This is a genomic window from Bradyrhizobium sp. CCBAU 45384 (assembly GCF_028128665.1).
Taxonomy (GTDB): Bacteria; Pseudomonadota; Alphaproteobacteria; order Rhizobiales; family Xanthobacteraceae; genus Bradyrhizobium; species Bradyrhizobium manausense.
The window spans coordinates 218,780-236,918 of sequence record NZ_LBIZ01000118.1; the positions used below are offsets into that span (position 1 = coordinate 218,780).

13 protein-coding genes and 1 pseudogene are annotated in these 18,139 nt (G+C 65.8%); 7 read left to right on the plus strand and 7 right to left on the minus strand.

The window, feature by feature from the left end; genetic code table 11:
- The first annotated feature begins 16 nt into the window (after positions 1-16).
- Positions 17-580 (plus strand): NUDIX hydrolase, encoded by a 564-nt coding sequence (locus XH80_RS34845; protein ID WP_271602519.1) that lies wholly within the window; start codon positions 17-19, stop codon positions 578-580.
- 146 nt (positions 581-726) lie between these two features.
- Here the strand turns inward: XH80_RS34845 and XH80_RS34850 are convergent, their stop codons facing one another.
- Positions 727-2,169 carry a FecR domain-containing protein gene (locus XH80_RS34850; RefSeq protein ID WP_271602786.1) on the minus strand — a complete coding sequence of 481 codons (1,443 nt, stop codon included), beginning with the start codon at positions 2,167-2,169 and terminating at the stop codon, positions 727-729.
- 314 nt (positions 2,170-2,483) lie between these two features.
- Positions 2,484-3,266: a DUF2147 domain-containing protein gene (locus tag XH80_RS34855; RefSeq protein ID WP_271602520.1), complete on the minus strand. Its 783-nt coding sequence runs from the start codon at positions 3,264-3,266 to the stop codon at positions 2,484-2,486.
- 239 nt (positions 3,267-3,505) lie between these two features.
- Here XH80_RS34855 and XH80_RS34860 point away from each other — a divergent pair, with 239 nt between their 5' ends.
- On the plus strand, positions 3,506-4,708 hold the full coding sequence (locus XH80_RS34860; RefSeq protein WP_271602521.1) for an extensin-like domain-containing protein: 1,203 nt from the start codon (positions 3,506-3,508) through the stop codon (positions 4,706-4,708).
- A 12-nt stretch (positions 4,709-4,720) separates the two neighbouring features.
- On the opposite strand, the gene XH80_RS34865 is transcribed toward XH80_RS34860, so the two are convergent.
- The 3 genes from XH80_RS34865 to XH80_RS34875 are packed head-to-tail and all read right to left on the minus strand — an operon-like array spanning position 4,721 to position 6,958.
- Positions 4,721-5,914, minus strand: a complete 1,194-nt coding sequence (locus XH80_RS34865; protein ID WP_271602522.1) for a lanthionine synthetase C family protein — start codon at positions 5,912-5,914, stop codon at positions 4,721-4,723.
- Positions 5,911-6,267: a DUF6665 family protein gene (locus XH80_RS34870; protein WP_271602787.1), complete on the minus strand. Its 357-nt coding sequence runs from the start codon at positions 6,265-6,267 to the stop codon at positions 5,911-5,913. Before XH80_RS34870 ends, XH80_RS34865 begins: the two co-directional genes overlap by 4 nt.
- A gap of 55 nt (positions 6,268-6,322) precedes the next feature.
- Positions 6,323-6,958 (minus strand): TetR/AcrR family transcriptional regulator, encoded by a 636-nt coding sequence (locus XH80_RS34875; protein WP_271602523.1) that lies wholly within the window; start codon positions 6,956-6,958, stop codon positions 6,323-6,325.
- 207 nt (positions 6,959-7,165) lie between these two features.
- Here XH80_RS34875 and XH80_RS34880 point away from each other — a divergent pair, with 207 nt between their 5' ends.
- The 5 genes from XH80_RS34880 (at position 7,166) to XH80_RS34900 (ending at position 15,406) form a co-directional block, all read left to right on the plus strand.
- Complete coding sequence (locus tag XH80_RS34880; protein ID WP_271602524.1) at positions 7,166-8,467, plus strand: HlyD family secretion protein; 1,302 nt, start codon at positions 7,166-7,168, stop codon at positions 8,465-8,467.
- A gap of 212 nt (positions 8,468-8,679) precedes the next feature.
- Positions 8,680-10,266 carry a DHA2 family efflux MFS transporter permease subunit gene (locus XH80_RS34885; protein ID WP_271602525.1) on the plus strand — a complete coding sequence of 529 codons (1,587 nt, stop codon included), beginning with the start codon at positions 8,680-8,682 and terminating at the stop codon, positions 10,264-10,266.
- Between the two features lie 546 nt (positions 10,267-10,812).
- A complete protein-coding gene (locus XH80_RS34890; RefSeq protein ID WP_271602526.1) occupies positions 10,813-12,612 on the plus strand; it encodes an ABC transporter ATP-binding protein in 1,800 nt (599 codons plus the stop codon).
- Positions 12,613-12,665: 53 nt separating this feature from the next.
- Positions 12,666-14,069: an MATE family efflux transporter gene (locus tag XH80_RS34895; protein ID WP_271602527.1), complete on the plus strand. Its 1,404-nt coding sequence runs from the start codon at positions 12,666-12,668 to the stop codon at positions 14,067-14,069.
- Between the two features lie 71 nt (positions 14,070-14,140).
- A complete protein-coding gene (locus XH80_RS34900) occupies positions 14,141-15,406 on the plus strand; it encodes an O-antigen ligase family protein (protein ID WP_271602528.1) in 1,266 nt (421 codons plus the stop codon).
- Here the strand turns inward: XH80_RS34900 and XH80_RS34905 are convergent.
- Together XH80_RS34905 and XH80_RS34910 are read right to left on the minus strand one after the other, a co-directional pair.
- Positions 15,403-16,146 (minus strand): annotated as a pseudogene (locus XH80_RS34905) (sulfite exporter TauE/SafE family protein). The gene XH80_RS34900 and the pseudogene XH80_RS34905 sit on opposite strands and share 4 nt — an antisense overlap.
- 615 nt (positions 16,147-16,761) lie before the next feature.
- Entirely contained in the window at positions 16,762-18,138 is a 1,377-nt protein-coding gene (locus tag XH80_RS34910) for an aminotransferase-like domain-containing protein (RefSeq protein ID WP_271602529.1), read from the minus strand.
- Position 18,139: the final 1 nt, after the last annotated feature.

Below are 18,139 nucleotides of genomic sequence, written 5' to 3' on the forward strand. Positions count from 1 at the left end.
TCCAACGGGATTGGTGATGGCGCGGGCGCCGGTGATGGCGGCGGGTGGTATTGTGTTGCGGCGTGGCGACGCGCCGCTGATCGCGATCGTGCGTCAACGCAAGCGCAATGAATGGGTCTTGCCCAAGGGCAAGCTCGACGACGGCGAAACGCCGAAGCAGGCCGCGCACCGCGAGGTGATGGAGGAGACCGGCCACGACGTCGTCATGCACGAATTCCTGGGCACGCTCGTGTACCAGTCGGGAGGGCGCTCGAAAGCGGTGCATTTCTGGCGGATGGAGGCCGAGGGCGGCCAGGTCCGGAAGTTGATGAACGACATCAAGGCGGTCGATTGGTTGCCGCTGGACGACGCGCTCGCGCGCCTCTCACGCGAATATGAGCGCGCCTTTCTCACCCAGGTCGGGCCGATCGCGATCGCCGCGGCCGGCCTTGCACCGTCACCCGCGCCCGTACCGACGCTGGCCGCCGACGAGACCGACGCAACGTTGCAGACGCTGACACCGGGCGAGGCTGCATCCGCCGACGCGCTGCGGTACGGCCTGTTGCAAAAGGTGCGCGCCTGGCTGCGCGGCGAGGCGTGAGCTAGCTCTCTCCGCGAGTCCGGAATCGTAGGGTGGGCAAAGGCGCACTTGCGCCGTGCCCACCACCTCTCTCCGTCGCGAAAGATGGGTGGGCACGCTTCGCTTTGCCTACGAGAGCTTCGCGCGCGACGAAGAGCTGAGCTCAATCACCGTTTCTTCTTTTCCTTCGGCGGCGGAGCCAGCGCCGGCTTGCGCGGCGCGGCGGGGCGTTGTGCGCCGGGCAGGCGCTGCTGGAAGCCGGGCTGGCGTGGCGCGGCGCCTTGTTGCGGCTGCACGGTCGGTGGTGCTCCGGGCTGACCGGGCTGCAATCCGGTGTGCGGCGGCGCCTGCGGTGTGGTGCCGTTCGGCTGCGCGGGCGTGACCGCTCCCGGCCGCTGCGGACGTTGTCCGCCGCGCTGTGGCTGCGCCGGCGTCGCGGTCCCGGGTTGCGCGCCTTGTCCCGCGCGCGGCTGGCCGGCTGGCTGACCCGTGCCCTGCTGGCCCGGTTGCTGCTGACCCTGGCCCGCGCGCGGCGTACCCGGCTGCGTCGCTCCACCTTGTCCTTGGCGCTGCGGTTGCTGCGTGCCCTGACGGTTCGGTGCTCCCGGCTGCGGCTGCTGACCCGGACGGTTGTTCTGGCCGGGCTGGCCGTTCGGCTGCTGCGGGGTCGGCGTCGGGTTCGGACGCAATTGCTGTTGCTGCGGCACCTGCGCCGGCCGCGGAATGCGGCTCACCGCAGTCGGGTTGGCGCGGCGGAAATCGCGCTGCTCGGTGACGATCTGGCGTCCCGTGGTTTGCGCTGCGTGGACCTGGCTGACGATGCCGCGGTCGCGCGCTACCTGCTGGGCCGGAATCGTGATCGGGACTGCGGCGAAGCGCATGCCGCCGGGACCGGCCGCACCGGGCCGGATCGCAAAGCCGCTCGAGGCTTGCGTCAGCGCGCCGAGCCGCGTGCCGCTGGCACGATCGTGGACGTCGATATGGCCGACGCCGCCATCGGCGTCGGGATAGAGCTTGATGTTGACGTTGTTGGCGCTGTTCGCCGCCGCGTTCGCGGGCACGTCGACGACGCCGGTGGTGCCGCGGATGCCGAGCGTTGCAGTCGGCGTTGCGATCTTCATGTCGCCGGTCTTTGCCACGGCGGCCGCGACGAAGGCGACCGTGCCCTTGCCGATGTCGAAGATCGCCGAGTTCTGCTTGCCGCCGTCCTCATAGACGTAGTTGTCGATGGTGATCTTGGCGCTGGCGGAGAGATTGAACGTGGTGGCGTCGTTGAAGGTGATGCCGAGCGAGGAGTTCGAGGACGTCTGCACGACATCGTTGAGATAGATGTCGTCGCGCACCTTGAGCGGATAGGAGTTCTTGTCGCGGATCACGGTCGCAATTCCCGTCACGGTGGCGACGTTGCCGATCGGCTCGACAGCGGCCGGTTGCGCGTCCGCTGATGGCGCCGGCGAGGCTGATGGCGCGGGGGAGGGCGCGGGCGTCGGCTGCGCTTGTGGCTGGGCCTGCGCAAGCTCGATTGTGTCGGAGGCGCGCGCATTGTCCGCGCCGGCCAATGGCAGCGCCAGCAGCGACAAAGCAAACATGACGCGGCGCCAAGCCACCATCAAAGCCACGAATGAGGTCCCGGTGAGAACGCGAGGCGAGATCGGCCGATATCAGCCGGAGATTGCTGAATGGCGGATGAACATCTGTTGCATGGAACGGGCGAATGTTCAAATGCCACGTCCCTGAAACAGGGACGTGGCGCCGCCTTCTTGCTCGTCATTCCGGGGCGCGACGAAGTCGCGAACCTCAGATGCGCAATTGCGCATCGGGGAATCTCGAAGTTTTGGTGCGAGGTTGCCGCACGAGATCCCGGGTTCGATGCTTTGCATCGCCCCCATTGCGCAATTGCGCAATAGGGATGACACCTTCGGTGTCAGCTCACCCGCTTCCAGGTCTGGCCGCCGCAGAACATTCCGCCGAAAGCGCAGCCCTGCACGCGCAGCGCGTTCGGGCCCTTCATGGCGATCGTCGAGTCGTAGTTGCGGCCGGAGTCGGGATCGTGGATGCGGCCGCTCCACTTGGCGCCGTCGGACTTCATGTTGATCAGGATGCGCTCATTGGTCTTCTCGGCATAGCCGCAGAGATTGGGGCCGCACTGTTCGACGCGAACATTGCCCTTGTTCTCTTCGGTCGCCCACACGCCGATCGGCGTGTTCGCGGCCTGCACCGGCGTAACAGGAGCCGGCGCCGGCGGTGCTGTGTAAGCGGGCGCAGCAGCAACCGGCGCAGGCGCAGCGACCGGCGCGGGAGCTGCAACGGGTGCAGGCTGCGTGGTCGTGTCGACGGATGGTGCGGCGGCAACGGCCGGGGCAGCGGCGGCGGGCGCGGCAGCGGGCGCGGTCGCCTGCACCGGCGCTGGCGCCACGGGCTGCTGCTGCACCGGAGCCGGCGCGGGCTGCGCCGTCGTCGCGGGCGGTGTGCTGTCGCCATCGTCCTTGGAGGAGCCAAGGCCGTTGAGGTTGATGTTGTTGAGCCTGATCGGCTTGTTCGACAGGCCGGGCGCCACGATGGTGACGCAATCGAGCGAGGCGCAATTGCGCGGCGTCTCGATGCGGATGTTCTGGCCTTCGATCTGGAACGAGATCGAACTGCCGGCATGCGCGACGGCGGTCGAGGCGAGGAAGAGCGCCGCGGCGGCGATGGTGAGCTTGTTCATGACAACCTCCGAAAATGGTGTGGGTCCCGAGATGGATTGAAGTCGCCTTTGGGCCCGATGTGGTTCGACCCTAGGCCTGACAGCTGCGGCCTTCTGTGACGGACCTCACAACGGCTGCCGGGGCCAGCCAACGTCGCCTCGCTGCCGGCTGCGCCTGCCGTGCGGGGCCGGCATGGTTAAGGAAGGCTGAAATCGACACGTTGAAGAGTCTTTAAGTAAATTCACCGAACCTGCCGCGCATGACGCGCGGAGTTCGTTTGTATCTCGTCGGCTCCATCGTCCTCGTTTCGCTCGCGGGTTGCGGACGCGGCTTTTTCCAGGCCGAGCGCGAACCGTGGCGAGCCGAGGCCGAAGCGGCGTGCCTGAAGTCGGGCGCCGTGAAAGAGAGCGCGGACATCGTCCGGATCGATCCGATCTCCGGCCCCGGCATGTGCGGCGCCGAGTTCCCGCTGAAGGTCGCCGCCATCGGTGAACCCACCGGCAGCTATGGTTTCGCCGACGAGGAACTGCGGCCGCCCGGCAATATCGGCAATCAGCCGCGTTGGCCGGTGAGCCCGCCGCAACAGAATTATCCAGCCTCCGGCTATCCGCAGCGCTCGAACTATCCCGAAAGCGCGGTGCGCCAGCCCGCCGGCTATGGCGCGTCTTCTGGCCCGGTGTCGCTTAGCGCGCCCGGGGTCGCACCGCAGGAAGACGAGATCGACCTGCCGCCCGAGGGAACCGACGCCGCGGGTGCCGCTCGCTACATGAATGCGCCGAGCTATCCGGCGCGGCAGCCCGCTCCAGCGCCGTATTCACAGGCGCCGGCGCAACAGCCTTTGCCGCGTCTTGGCCCTGCGCAGGGCGATCCCGTCACTGCCGTCGGTCCCGTCGCGGTGAAGCCGACGGCGACGCTCGCCTGTCCGATCGTATCGGAGCTCGACCGCTGGTTTGCCGACAGCGTGCAGCCGTCGGCGATGCGCTGGTTCGGCGCCCGCGTGGTCGAGATCAAGCAGATCTCCGCCTATTCCTGCCGCGGCATGAACGGCAACCCGCACGCCCACATCTCCGAGCACGCCTTCGGCAACGCGCTCGATATCGCCGCCTTCACGCTCGCCGACGGCCGCCGCATCACCGTGAAGGACGGCTGGCACGGCATGCCGGAAGAGCAGGGGTTCCTGCGCGACGTCCAGTCGGGCGCGTGCGCACATTTCACGACGGTGCTGGCACCGGGCTCCAACGTCTATCATTACGATCACATCCACGTCGATCTGATGCGCCGCGCCAGCCGTCGCCTGATCTGCCAGCCGGCCGCAGTCTCCGGCGAAGAGGTCGCCGCGCGAGCGGGCAAGCACAATCCTTATGCGAGCAGTCGCGATCCCTACGTGACCGGCTCGCTTGGCGGGCGCAAGAGCGGCAGGCACGAGAAGATCAACGAGGAAGACGAGTTCTCGGACGATTAACCGTCATTCGTATCAGAACACGTCGATCGTCGGGAAGCGCGGCTCGCCGGTGATGCAGTCCCAGAGGTAGATCGCGAGGCCGACGTCGCCGGTCCAAAGCGAATAGCGGCCGCGGCCGACGGCCGTCTTGGAGCCGCGATACTGAACGATGGCGGTCATCGCGAATTGGCGCGCCCGGTCGAGCCAGACCGGATCGTTTGTGCGGCGAGAGAGCTTGAGGAATGCGTAGCCGTTACCGCCGGTGCCGTGGCACAGGTTCGAACCCTTGGTCAGCGGTCCGGCCGTCCAGGTGTACCGACCGGCATCGAGCAGGAGCTCGTCAAAGTCAGGCGGCGCGAACGGCGCGTCGGCAAATGTCGTCACCATGCCGGGGGCGCCGTGGCAGTGCTGACACAAGGTCGGCGGCGTCTCGCGCTTGCTTCGCGCGCCCCAAGTGGTTCCAAGCTCGGACGACCACGCATTCGCGGCCAAGGTTTTCGGCACGACCTCGGCCACCTTCGCCTGCTGTGCCGGCGTCAACAACTCCCATCCACGCAACAAGGGGATGATGTTGCCGGCGAAGCCATGGACAGGCCCAAGCCAGCGGTCCTTGGCGCCGTAAAGATCCTGGGTCCAGAGCGGGCCTTGCGGCGTGTCCTCCAGATCATCCAGCAGCCGGGCTGCCTGCACCTCGAACAGGGCGCGCCATCGCGGCTCGCCTGTCATCTCGGCCATGTGAACCGCAGCTAGCATGGACCCGGGCATGCCCCACATCAGTTCACGGATCGGAAGTCCGCTATTCGCTTCGGCCCGCGCGTGGACGAGATCGGCCAAAGCCGGCGTCGGAGCAAGTCGCATGGCGAGAAGTGCGGCACCCATGTCGCCAAACAGCAGCGAGCCATGTTTGGCATAGCCGGCCGGCGAATTGCTCTCGAATCTGGCGGTGGTCCGTTCGAGGAGTTTCGGCAGGACTGCTCGAAAGTCCGTTGCGACGGGGCTGACGCCGACCCGATGCAAATAGTCGAGCGCCCAGATCACGCCCGCCGCCCCGAAGTACAAGCTGGGGTTGCCGTCTCCCACCCCATCGTCGCCGGGATGACCGGGCCAAAACGCGTCAGGATCGAAATCTGCGATGGCATCGGCAACGATGTCGGCAATCGCGGTTCGGACAGCTGGCTCGCTCCAGACGTCCTGCACCAGCGCGCGATGGCGACCAGGGGTGATCATGATTTGAGTTTTGCGGCGTTCGTTGGCGGGGCCAGCCCCATGCAGCGCTGCACCTCGGCCGGGACGTCGTAGGTCCGCATGATATGGCGGCTGTCGCGCAGGCCCGTGGCCTCGCGCTGGACCACAAACATCCAGAGCGCCTGACCGGCCTCCATCACCAGCTTGCGCCTGGCAGGCTGCATCGCGGCTGGCGTCTCCGAGGACGACTCCGAGGTTTCATGGGCGGCGTCGAATTCGCGCAGGCGCGCCAGCGCCTGCTCGAGTGTGCGGCCCATCCGTCCAAGCGCCGAGGCTTGTTCCTGGACGATCTCATAATGGAGGATATCGACCGGCGGGCGAAGGTCACGGGACATGGTGCGCAATATAAAGCGGCACGAACCGCAGGCGCAACGCGTCGCCGGCTTCCGCTCACTTCGCCTTGTACGCGGCCAGGAACATCCGCGTCGCGCTGTCGATCACCTCCGTCATGCGTTCCTCCGACGGCGGCGGCGCGGCCTGGAAGATGAGCGGCAGGAAGAGTGAGGCCTTGCTGAGTTCCATGAACTGCGAGGCCGCAAGGTCGCAATCGTCGATGGCGAGATCGCCGGAGGCGACATGGGCCTTCAGATATTCGGACAGCCGGTTGATGGTCTTGTCCAGCACGCGCAGATAATAGCGGCGACCGACGTCGGGCATGCGCTCGGCAATCGCCATCACGGTGCGAATCGCCGATCCGCCGCCGGGTCGGCAGAGCAGATGCAGATAGGCCTGGCCGAAATCCTTCAGCGTGGTCTCGGCATCGCGCGCAGGGTCGAAATTGAACACGACCTGGCCGTGAAACAGCGCTTCCTCCTCGAGGATGGCTTCGAACAGCGCGCTCTTGTCGGCGAAGTAGACGTAGAGCGTCCCCTTGGAGACGCCGGCCGCGCGCGCGATCTCGCCCATGCTGGCGCCGTCAAAACCCAGATCCATGAACACCTTGCGGGCGCCGGCCAGGATCTGGCGGCGCTTGGAGCTGTCCTCGTCCGGGAGGACGTGCAGATGTTCGCGGTTTGCAGCAACCATTGGTTCAGGGTCTCCAAAGGTTTTGGCGCGGTCTTGGCGCGGTCTTGGGGTGATTGAACCCAAATAAAGGATTCGGGCCAGTAGGGTCCCGCCAGGAATATTTAGTATATTGACCGAACGGTTCGGTCAATGGTATTTGGGATGGGTGAGCGGGATTGCGGCCGTGCGACGGCTGCCCCCGATCGCGTTCTTATTGGGGAGGCCTTTATGGCCACATCGAGAGATCAGGCTGCGCGCGTCCTTCGCCAGGAAGCGGTGGAGACGACGACGGCGAACGGCGAAGCTGCGACCGGGACGTCCGCAGCCCTCGCCGAGCAGTTGCGGTCTCATGTGGTCGAAGAAAGCAAGCGCCGCACCAGTGAGGCGCCGGAGAAGCCTGTGACCAATCAGCCGGCTCCGACCGCCCCCGCCGCGCCGAAGCCCGGCAAGCGCAAATTCGTCATGATGGGCGTCGGCCTGGTGCTGGCGCTCGCAGCCGCCGGCTATGCCGGCTACTACACGCTGGTCGGCCGCTTCTATGTCTCGACCGACGACGCCTATGTCCGTGCCAATAATACAATGCTGGGCGCGCGCGTGGCCGGCCATATCTCCTCGATCCTGGCCAGAGACAACACGCCGGTGCATGCCGGCGAGATCATCATGCGTATCGACGACGGCGACTACAAGATCGCTGTCGACGCCGCCGCGACGAAGATCGCGACCCAGCAGGCGACCATCGACCGCATCGGCCGCCAGGTCGCGGCGCTCGACAGCCAGGTCGCGCAGGCCAAGGCGCAGCTCGTCTCGGCGGAGGCCGGGCTCAAGCGCGCCGATCTCGATTATGAGCGCCAGCAGGCACTGAGCAGCAAGGGCTTTGCCTCGCGCGCAACCTTCGAGAGTTCGGAAGCCGGCCGCGACCAGGGCGCGGCGGCAGTCAAGGCCGCGCAGGCCGCCTACGATGTTGCGGTGAGCAATGTCGATGTCGCCAAGGCCCAGCAGGCCGAGGCCCAGGCCCAGCTCGCCGAGCTCAAGACCACGCTCGCCAAGGCCGAGCGCGATCTCGGCTTTGCGGCGGTGCGCGCACCGGTCGACGGCATCTTCTCCAACCGGCTCGTCAACGCCGGCGATTTCGTTGCCGTCGGCCAGCGTCTCGGCAATGTCGTGCCGCTCGACGAGGTCTATATCGACGCCAATTTCAAGGAGACGCAGCTCAAGCGGATTCGTCCCGGCCAGCCGGTGACGATCAAGGTCGACGCCTACGGCATGCGCAAGTTCTCCGGCGTCGTCGACAGCATTGCGGCGGGCGCCGGCTCGGTGTTCACGCTGCTGCCGCCCGACAACGCCACCGGCAACTTCACCAAGATCGTGCAGCGCGTCCCGGTCCGCATCCGCGTGCCGAAGTCGGTCGCCAAGCAGAACCTGCTGCGCGCCGGCATGTCGGTCTACGCCACCGTCGACACCAACACGGGCGCTGCCGACGCCGACAGCGAGATCGATCTCGACGATCCCACCATGATCCATCCGCAGTAGGATTGGTGACATGAGCCGCGCCGCCGCATCGAATGCCGCTGCGCTCCCTCTCCCGTTTGCGGGAGAGGGTTGGGGAGAGGGTGTCTCCTCCAGGGAGACTCCCCGAGAGGAGAAAGCCCTCACCCTGATCGCATCTTCGATGCGATCCGACCTCTCCCGCAAGCGGGAGAGGTGTACCCAACTCGCAGCTTGCTCCAGCCAGAGCTGACACCATGGCGAACGCCACGACTGCTTCACCTGCCATGATGGCGGATCCCGCTTCGGAGCGCATCGCGCCCAAGCGGCTGTTCGCCTTCATCATCATGGTGTTCGGGATGTTCATGTCGATCCTGGACATCCAGATCGTCTCGGCGTCCTTGAGCGAAATCCAGGCCGGCCTGTCGGCAAGCTCCAGCGAAGTCTCCTGGGTCCAGACCGCCTATCTGATCGCGGAAGTGATCGCGATCCCGCTGTCGGGATTCTTGTCGCGCGCTTTCGGCACGCGACTCCTGTTCGCGATCTCGGCGGCCGGCTTCACGATTTCGAGCCTGCTCTGCGGCTTCGCCACGACCATCGAGGAGATGATCCTGTGGCGCGCGCTCCAGGGCTTCCTCGGCGCCGGCATGATCCCGACGGTGTTCGCCTCCGCCTACACTGTGTTCCCGCGTTCGAAATTCAACATCGTCGGTCCCATCATCGGGCTTGTTGCGACGCTGGCTCCCACCGTCGGGCCGACGGTCGGCGGCTACATCACCGATTTGATGTCCTGGAACTGGCTGTTCTTCATCAACGTCGTGCCGGGCATCGGCATCACCCTCGGCGTCTGGGCGCTGGTCGATTTCGACGAGCCGCATTTCGAATTGCTCGACCGCTTCGACTGGTGGGGCCTGCTGTTCATGGCCGGCTTCCTCGGCACGCTGGAATATGTGCTGGAAGAGGGGCCGCAATATGAATGGCTGCAGGACACGTCGGTGGCGATCTGCGCCGCGATCTGCGCCGTCTCGGCGATCGCCTTCTTCGTGCGTGTCTTCACGGCAGCCGAGCCCATCGTCAACCTGCGCACCTTCTCCGACCGGAATTTCGCCGTCGGCTGCACGCTGCAATTCTGCATCGGCATCGGCCTCTACGGCCTGACCTACATCTATCCGCGCTATCTCGCCGAGGTGCGCGGCTACAGCGCGCTGATGATCGGCGAGACCATGTTCGTCTCGGGCATCACCATGTTCCTGGTCGCGCCGCTGGTCGGCCGGCTCATGGCCAAGCTCGACATGCGCTACATGATCGCGTTCGGCCTGATCGTGTTCGCGATCGGCTCCTACCAGATGACCTGGATCACGCGCGACTACGATTTCTACGAGCTGCTGATGCCGCAGATCCTGCGCGGCATCGGCATGATGTTCGCGATGGTGCCGACCAACAACGTCGCGCTCGGCACACTTGCGCCCGAGAAAGTGAAGAACGCCAGCGGCCTGTTCAACCTGATGCGCAATCTCGGTGGTGCGGTCGGGCTCGCCGTCATCAACACCGTGCTCAATAATCGTACCGACCTGCACATCACGCGCTTTCAGGAGCGCATGACCTGGGGCAATGCGACTGCGACCGAAACGCTGACCATGCTCCAGCAAAAGTTCCAGGGGCTCGGCGACTCCGCGCTGATGGCGATGAAGCAGCTCAGCCAGATCGTGCACCGTCAGGCTGTGGTGATGAGCTTTGGCGACGCGTTCTTCATGCTGACGCTGTTCTACCTCTGCCTCAGCGTGCTGGTCACCCTGCTGAAAAGGCCGGCCTCGCCGTTCGGCAGCGGCGGCGACGCGCATTAGCCGGCCAAGCGATCAGTGTCGTCGCCCGGCTCGCCGCCTTCGCTGAAGCTTCGGCGCGCCGAGCGCTCGTGGGGGCCTTGGCGGAGCCGGGAACGGGGGCGACCCAGTATCCCAGAGACCCGCGCTGGAAAGCTCGCTCTCGCCACAGCCGCTGCGGCGTACTGGATGCCCCGGTCAAGCCGGGGCATGACAGTGGAGTGCGGAGTTATGCGCACCAAAATGCAACACTCGTGCGTGATCTCGCGCAGGCCCCGTTGCAAATCGCAAATGACACATCTATAAAGCGCACCTCATTTCAATCGAACCGGGGAGAGATTTGCATGATGTCGTCGCATTCGCAGATCGTACCCCCGCGCTCGATGTTCTTCTGGTTCGGTATGTACGCGGCCTGTTAGAGGCCTCTTCCGCCAGCTTCGATTGGGCTCCAGGTCCCGATCGTTCCGCTTTCCAAGTCAAAATCAGTCTTACGTGACGCCGTTGCGGCCTTCGGGCCGACTTGCGTCCATCGATGGAGCCGGCCCGCAGCAACAGCGGCCGGATGAAGCCATGACCGCTCTGTCAAAAAAGCCCGCGGCGATCCGCGTGGTGCTGCCCTTCGTGTTCAGGCACTGGCTGAAGCAGCCGGGGCGGGCGCTTGCGATCGCCGTCGGCCTGTTAGGTGCGACCGTCGCCGACCTGTTCATGCCGGTGTTCTCAGGGCATCTGGTCGATGCGTTGACGCGCGGGCCGTCCGATCCCGATGCGCGCCAGGCCGCGCTGGTGGCGCTGGGCGGAATCGTGGTCCTGGGCGCTGCGTCGATGGTGTTGCGCCTGGGCGGCCTCCAGGTGATCGTGCCGTTCACGCTGAAGATCATGTCTGACGTCGCGCAGGATGCCTTCCTGCGCGTGCAGCGCTTCTCGACCGACTGGCATGCCAACTCCTTCGCCGGCTCGACCGTGCGCAAGATCACGCGTGGCATGTGGGCGCTCGATCTCCTGAACGACACCATCCTGCTGGCGCTGCTGCCGTCGCTTGCGGTGCTGATCGGGTCGATGATCCTGCTCGGCACGCATTGGGGCTCGCTCGGTGCGGTGATCGCGCTCGGCGCGGCTGTCTATGTCACGATGACGGTGCTGTTCTCGACCCGCTACATCGCGCCGGCCGCGCGTGTCTCCAATGCCTGGGACACCAAGGTCGGCGGCACGTTGGCGGACGCGCTGACCTGCAACGCGGTGGTGAAGTCGTTCGGCGCGGAGATGCGCGAGGATGCGCGGCTCGCCCGCGTCATCAAGCGTTGGCGCACGCGCGTGCGTCGCACCTGGTTCCGTTACAACTACACGGCCATGTCGCAGCTCTCGCTGCTGCTGTGCCTGCGTGCGTCCGTGATCGGCGGCTCGGTGCTGCTGTGGATGTCGGGTCGCGCCTCGCCCGGGGACGTCACCTATGTGCTGACGAGCTACTACGTGATCCACGCTTACCCGCGGGATGTCGGCATGCACATCAACAACCTCCAGCGCTCGGTCAACGACATGGACGAACTGGTGGCGATCCATGACGAGCCGATCGGCATTGCGGATGCCGAAGGCGCGCTGCCGATCGCGATCGAAGGCGGCGAGATCGTGTTCGACGACGTCACGTTCCACTATGGTGGCCATCGCGCGCCGCTCTACGACGGATTGTCGCTCACGATCCGCGCCGGTGAACGTGTCGGCCTCGTCGGCCGCTCCGGCTCCGGCAAGACGACGTTCGTCAAGCTGGTGCAGCGGCTCTACGACGTCACCGACGGCCGCGTGCTGATCGACGGGCAGGATATCGCGCTGGCAACGCAGCAATCGCTGCGCAGCCAGATCGCGATCGTGCAGCAGGAGCCGATCCTGTTTCACCGCACGCTGGCCGAGAACATCGCCTACGGCCGGCCCGGCGCCAGCCTGGAGGCGATCGAGCAGGCGGCGCGGCTGGCCAACGCGCACGATTTCATCCTGCGCCTGCCGAAGGGCTACGGCACGCTGGTCGGCGAACGCGGCGTGAAACTGTCCGGCGGCGAACGGCAGCGCGTGGCGCTGGCGCGCGCCTTCCTGGCGGATGCGCCGGTGCTGATCCTGGACGAGGCGACCTCGAGCCTCGATTCGGAATCGGAGGCGCTGATCCAGCAGGCAATGGAGCGGCTTATGAAAGGCCGCACCTCGATCGTGATCGCGCACCGGCTGTCGACGGTGAAGAGCCTCGATCGCATTCTCGTGTTCGACCGCGGCGAGATCGTCGAGCAGGGCACCCATGCCATGCTCGCGAGCAAGCGAGGGGGCATCTATCGAAGTCTGTTCGAGCGCCAGGTGGTGGAGCTCGGGCATATCGCAGCGGCGGAATGACGCGCGGTGGCGGGGCGAAGATCCCGCCGTCGCGTCGTCGAGGATGGAATGACATGAAGGACCTGACGCGCGGCTCCATCGTGAGCCACATCCTGAGCATGGCGCCACCGATCGTGGCGGGCATGATCACGATCATGATCTGCCAGCTCGTCGACCTGTACTTCGTGTCCGGGCTCGGCGATGCCGCGGTTGCCGGCGTCGCCGCGGCCGGCAACGCCGGCTTCCTCGTCAACGCGTTGATGCAGATGCTCGGCGTCGGCGCGGTCGCGCTGATCGCGCATGCCGTCGGCCGCAAGGATCGCGACGACGCCAATATCATCTTCAACCAGTCGGTCGTGCTGTCGGTGCTGTCAGGGCTGCTGACGCTGCTCGGCGGCCTGGCGCTGGCGCGCCCCTATATGCGCGCGATCTCGGTCGACGCGGCCACGATCGAGGCCGGCGCCACCTATTTCCACTGGTTCATGCCGGCGCTGGCGCTGCAATTCGTGACGCAAGTGATGGGGGCGGCACTGCGGGCCACCGGCATCGTGCGGCCGAGCATGCTGGTGCAGGTGCTCGCCGTGCTCCTCAACATCGCGCTGGCGCCGGTCCTGATCACCGGCTGGGGCACCGGACACGCGTTCGGTGTCGCCGGAGCGGGTCTGGCAAGCTCGATCGCCGTGTTCATCGGCGTGCTGATGCTGTTCGCTTATTTCCACAGGCTGGAGCGCTACGTCGCGTTCCATCCGGCGCAGTGGCGTCCACAGCTGCGGCAATGGAAACGGATCCTCAATGTCGGCCTGCCCGCGGGCGGCGAGTTCGTGATGATCTTCATCTTCATGGCCGCGATCTACTACGTGCTGCGAGACCTTGGTCCGGCGGCCCAGGCCGGCTTTGGCATCGGCACGCGCGTCATCGGCCTGATCCAGATGCCGGCCCTCGCCGTCGCGCTCGCGGCGGGGCCGATTGCCGGCCAGAACTTCGGTGCGGGCAATAGCGAGCGGGTGCGGGAGACGTTCGTCAAGGCGGCGTTGATTGCGACGGCCGTGATGATCATGCTCACTGTGTTCGTGCAGCTCGCGCCCGGGTTGCTGCTCGCCGGCTTCTCGAATGATCCGGAGACCATGAGGGTCGCGTTGCTGTTCCTGAAGATGATCTCGCTGAACATGGTGGCGCAGGGACTGATCTTCGTCTGCTCCAGCATGTTCCAGGGTCTCGGCAACACCAAGCCGGTGCTGTGGAGCTCGGCGACGCGCGTCCTCACTTACTCGTTGCCGGCGATCTGGCTCTCGACACGGCCGGGCTTTCGGATCGAATACGTCTGGTACATCTCGAATGCGGCGACGACGCTCCAGGCGGTCCAGAGCCTGTGGTTGCTGCGCCGCGAGTTCAGGAAACCGAGGGTGACGCCAAAAGAGACTGCTGCGGAGCCCGCGAGTCCGGAGCCCACCGCTCCTTTGGCACGCGAGCCGGCGTAGCGACGGCTTGTTCCATCCCCGCGGCTCCGGCTAACTTGCCCGGCCGCGGGAGTGGGTTGTCGAAGGGACGAATGGGCGGAGTGGCGGACGAGGGGCGGCCGGCGACCTGGCTCTCGGCAATCTGGGCGGCGCGCTACCGCACGCCGGCTCGTTTCGTCGCGCTGATCGCTTTGCTGCTGCCGTGGACGACGACCGGGACGACGTTCGCGCTGATCCCCTGGCTGATTGCCTTCGCGTTCCTCGACCTGCGCGACTTCCCGCGCTCGCTGCTCCGTCCGGTCTGCCTGCTGCCGATTGCGCTGGTGGTCCTCGCGCTTGTCGGCATGCTCTGGTCGGGTGCCCCATGGCCGGAAAGAATTCATGCGATCGGGCCGGTGTTGAAGCTCCTGGTGATCCCGCTCCTGATCTACCAGTTCGAGCGTTGGCCCTACGGCATCTGGGTGTTCGCGGCCTTTCTGGCGTCCTGCGCGCTGGTCATGCTGGTCTCCTTCGCCGTGGCTGTTGACCCCGATCTGTCGCTGAAGCTCTATCTGTCGCGCGGACCTTATAAGATCGAGAGCGGGGTCGCCGTGCGCAACTATATCGATCAGAGCCAGGAGTTCGCCCTCTGCGCGATTGCGTTGATCTATCCGATCGTGACGCTGTTTCGAAAGGGACGCGCCCGCATCGCGATCGTGCTCACGGCCATCGCGACCGGCTTTCTCGTCAACATGATGTTTGTCGTGGTCTCGCGCACCGCGCTGGTGACGCTGCCGATCCTGCTCGTGGTCTTTGCTCTCCTTCATCTGCGTTGGCGCGCCGCCTTACTGGCTGCGGGCGCGATGGCCTTGTTGGCTGTGTTCCTCTGGGCGGTCTCGCCGCATCTGCGCGTGACCGTTGCGAAATTCCAGGGCGACTACGAGATGAGCGTGGAGGACAAGCAGGTGAGCGGCATGGGCTCACGTCTGGAGTACTGGCGCAAATCCCTGGGCTTCATTGCAGACGCGCCGCTGCTTGGCCACGGCACCGGCTCGATCCGCGCTCTGTTCGCGGGTGCGGCTGCGGATGTGGAGGTCGATCCGCTGCGCAGCGAGATCGTCGGCAATCCGCACAATCAGACGCTGAGCGTTGCGGTGCAATGGGGCGTGGTGGGCGTCCTGGTGCTCTACGCGCTGTGGTTTGCGCATTTGCTGATGTTCCGTGGCGAGGGGCTCGCCTGCTGGATCGGCCTGTTGGTCGTGGTGCAGAACATGCTGTCCTCGCTGCTCAACACCCATTTGTTCGACTTCACGCCGGGCTGGATCTATGTGCTTGGTGTCGGTGTCGCAGGCGGCATGGCGCTGGCGAAGAAGAGCTAGAACGCATTGACGCTGTTCCAGACCAGCGTCGCGCCCGACAGGAACAGCAGGCCGAGCACGACGTCGCCAAAATGCTTGTCGCTGAGCGCGTGATAGACACGCGCTCCCAGCCACGCGCCGATCAGCGTGCCCGGGAAGGCGACCATCGCGAGCCAGACGACCTTGAATGCGACCAGGCCCGAGACCGTCTGAAACACCAGCGCGGTAGCAAGCACGGTGAAATTGAACAACTGGAAGATGCCGCGCCGCTCGTGCTTGTTCCAACCACGGATGTTGGCCCACAGGATCGGGAGCGGGCCGGACAGGCCGGCAAGGCCGCCCAGAATGCCGCCGGCAAAGCCGATCGCGCCATCGGCGATGCGGCCGCCGAAGGTCACGGCGAACTGCTTCTTGTTGAAGTACAGCGCGCTCGAGAAGATCAGCAAGAGGACGCCGACGCTCAGCCTGAACACCTTGGGATCGGCGGAGGCGACCAGCGTGGTCCCGATTGGCACGCCGATCAACCCGCCGATCAGGAACGGCCACACCAGCGAGAGGTCAAAGCTCTTCCACATCGATGGCAGCGTCGAACTCTGCGCGATCACCGATCAGATCAGCACCAAGGGCACCGCGAGCGAGGGCGGCAGAACATAGAGCCAGATGCCGAGCGCCATCAGCGCCGTGCCGAACCCGGCCAGCCCCGAGACGAAGCCACCGGCCAGCGCGCCGAACAGCAGCAGCGCAATCGTGAACGTTTCCAAGCCTTAGGTTCCTGTTGGCGCGATCTCGTGATCACCGCACCGTGCATAGCACGGCCGCGGACGTGGCGGTCAATGCATGCTTGCACGCAACCGCGACCTGCAATCGTCGGGCATTTTCGAACGACATGCCCAGGTCGTCCGCATAGGAGTTCGGGTTCGCGGCTCGATGAGCGTAGCCCCGCTGATTCCGCAGTCCAGGGTGGACAATGGACAACAACCATAGGTGGGGCGCGCCGGTGATGCCACCGATGTGATTAATCGTGAACCCGCTCCTTGTTGGAAAAGCGCGACCTGATTCGTATCTGAGGCGGGCGGCTGTCGATTGGAGGAAAAACGATGCGTATGATTCTGGCTTCGAGCCTCTTGATCGCCTTGGCGGGCTCTGTGAACGCGGCCACGGTGCACCACGCGCACCGGCACCATATTGTTCGTCCCGATCAGGGCGCCTCAGACCCCGCTTCGGCTTTTGGTTACGCGCCATCCGGGCCGGCGATCTATCCCCGCGCGGCACCATACGGTGAAGACTATGGAATGTATCCGCGAGATTCCCAGGGTTACGCACCCGGCGAACGCGAGCAATTTCTCGACAGCGTGAGACAAGGTGGCTAACGCGCCTTAGACGATCTGCCTGGTATCAGCGGGTCTTTGCAGCGCGCCGGTCAGAATCCGGAGTGCTTGCGTGAGTTCCGCACGATTGCGCGCGGCGCCGAGCGACAGCCGCGCCGCATTCGGCGGGTCGCCATCGACCACGAAAGAGTCGCTGGCCACGACGGCGAGCCCTTCGCGCAGCAGCTGCGCGGTGACATCGCGGCGGCCCAATCCCTCCGGCAGCCGCAGCCACAAATGATGCGCGGCGGGCCTGGCCTGGAACTGAAACCCCTTCAGCGCGCGCTGCGCCAATTGCTGGCGGCCGACGGCCTCGCTGCGGATGGCCGTGATGATGCGGTCGGCGATCCCACCCTCGAGCCAGTGCGTCACCAGCGCGACCATCAGCGGTGCGGGCATCTGCACGGTCGCCTGCAGATGGCCTCGCATCTGAAGCTGCGCGCCGCTGTCGGGCGTGAGCAGATAGGCGACGCGTAGCGCCGGCGCGATGCATTTTGACAGTGTGGTCGCGAGATATGTCCTGTCAGGGATGAGGTTCGCAATCGGCGAGGCCGATCGCTCGAGCAGCCCGTAGGCATCATCTTCGATCAGGTCTGTATCGGCATCGCGGATGATTTTTGCGATGGCGTTACGACGATCGGCGGAGAGTGTCGCGGTGGTCGGATTGTGCAACGTCGGAATGAGATAGACAGCCTTCGGCTTGTAGCTGCGGCATGCCTTCGCCAGCGCATCGGGCAAGATGCCGCCGTCATCCATGGCGACGCCGACGAGCCTGACGCCGAGCTGCGCCGCCGCCGCTTTGATGCCAGGGAAAGTGAGAGCCTCCGTCAGCACGACGTCACCCGGCCGCGCAAGGTGCGCGAGCAGGTTGAACAGGATCGTCTGCGCGCCGGGAAAGATCACGAGCTTGTCGGCCTGCGCATGTGGAACGCGCGAGCGCATCCAGCGCGCGGCGACCTCGCGCTCATGCGCGCTGCCGCCCGGCGGCTGGTAGTTCAGGAACGCGGTCAGACCCGATTGCGCACGAAGGGCCTCAAGGCCGGCGAGGATGCGCTCGTCGAGCTGCGCCTCCAGCGGATGCGGCGGCACGTTCATCGACAGATCGATCGCGACCGGATGCGGCAGGTCGACGGCGCGGCGCGCGCTGGTCTCGGACACGAACGAGCCCTGGCCGACCCGGGCCTCCATGATGCCGCGGCGCCGCGCCTCGGTGTAGGCGCGCGTCACCGTGGTGAGGTCAATGCCCAGCGCTTTCGCGAGCGCGCGCTGCGTCGGCAGTTGCTGTCCCCGCACCAGCCGGCCGGCGGCGATGTCGGCCTCCATGGCTTCGACGATACGCTGGTAGCGCGGCCCTGACAGCTCCGAGATTGTAGGGGTCCAATCCATG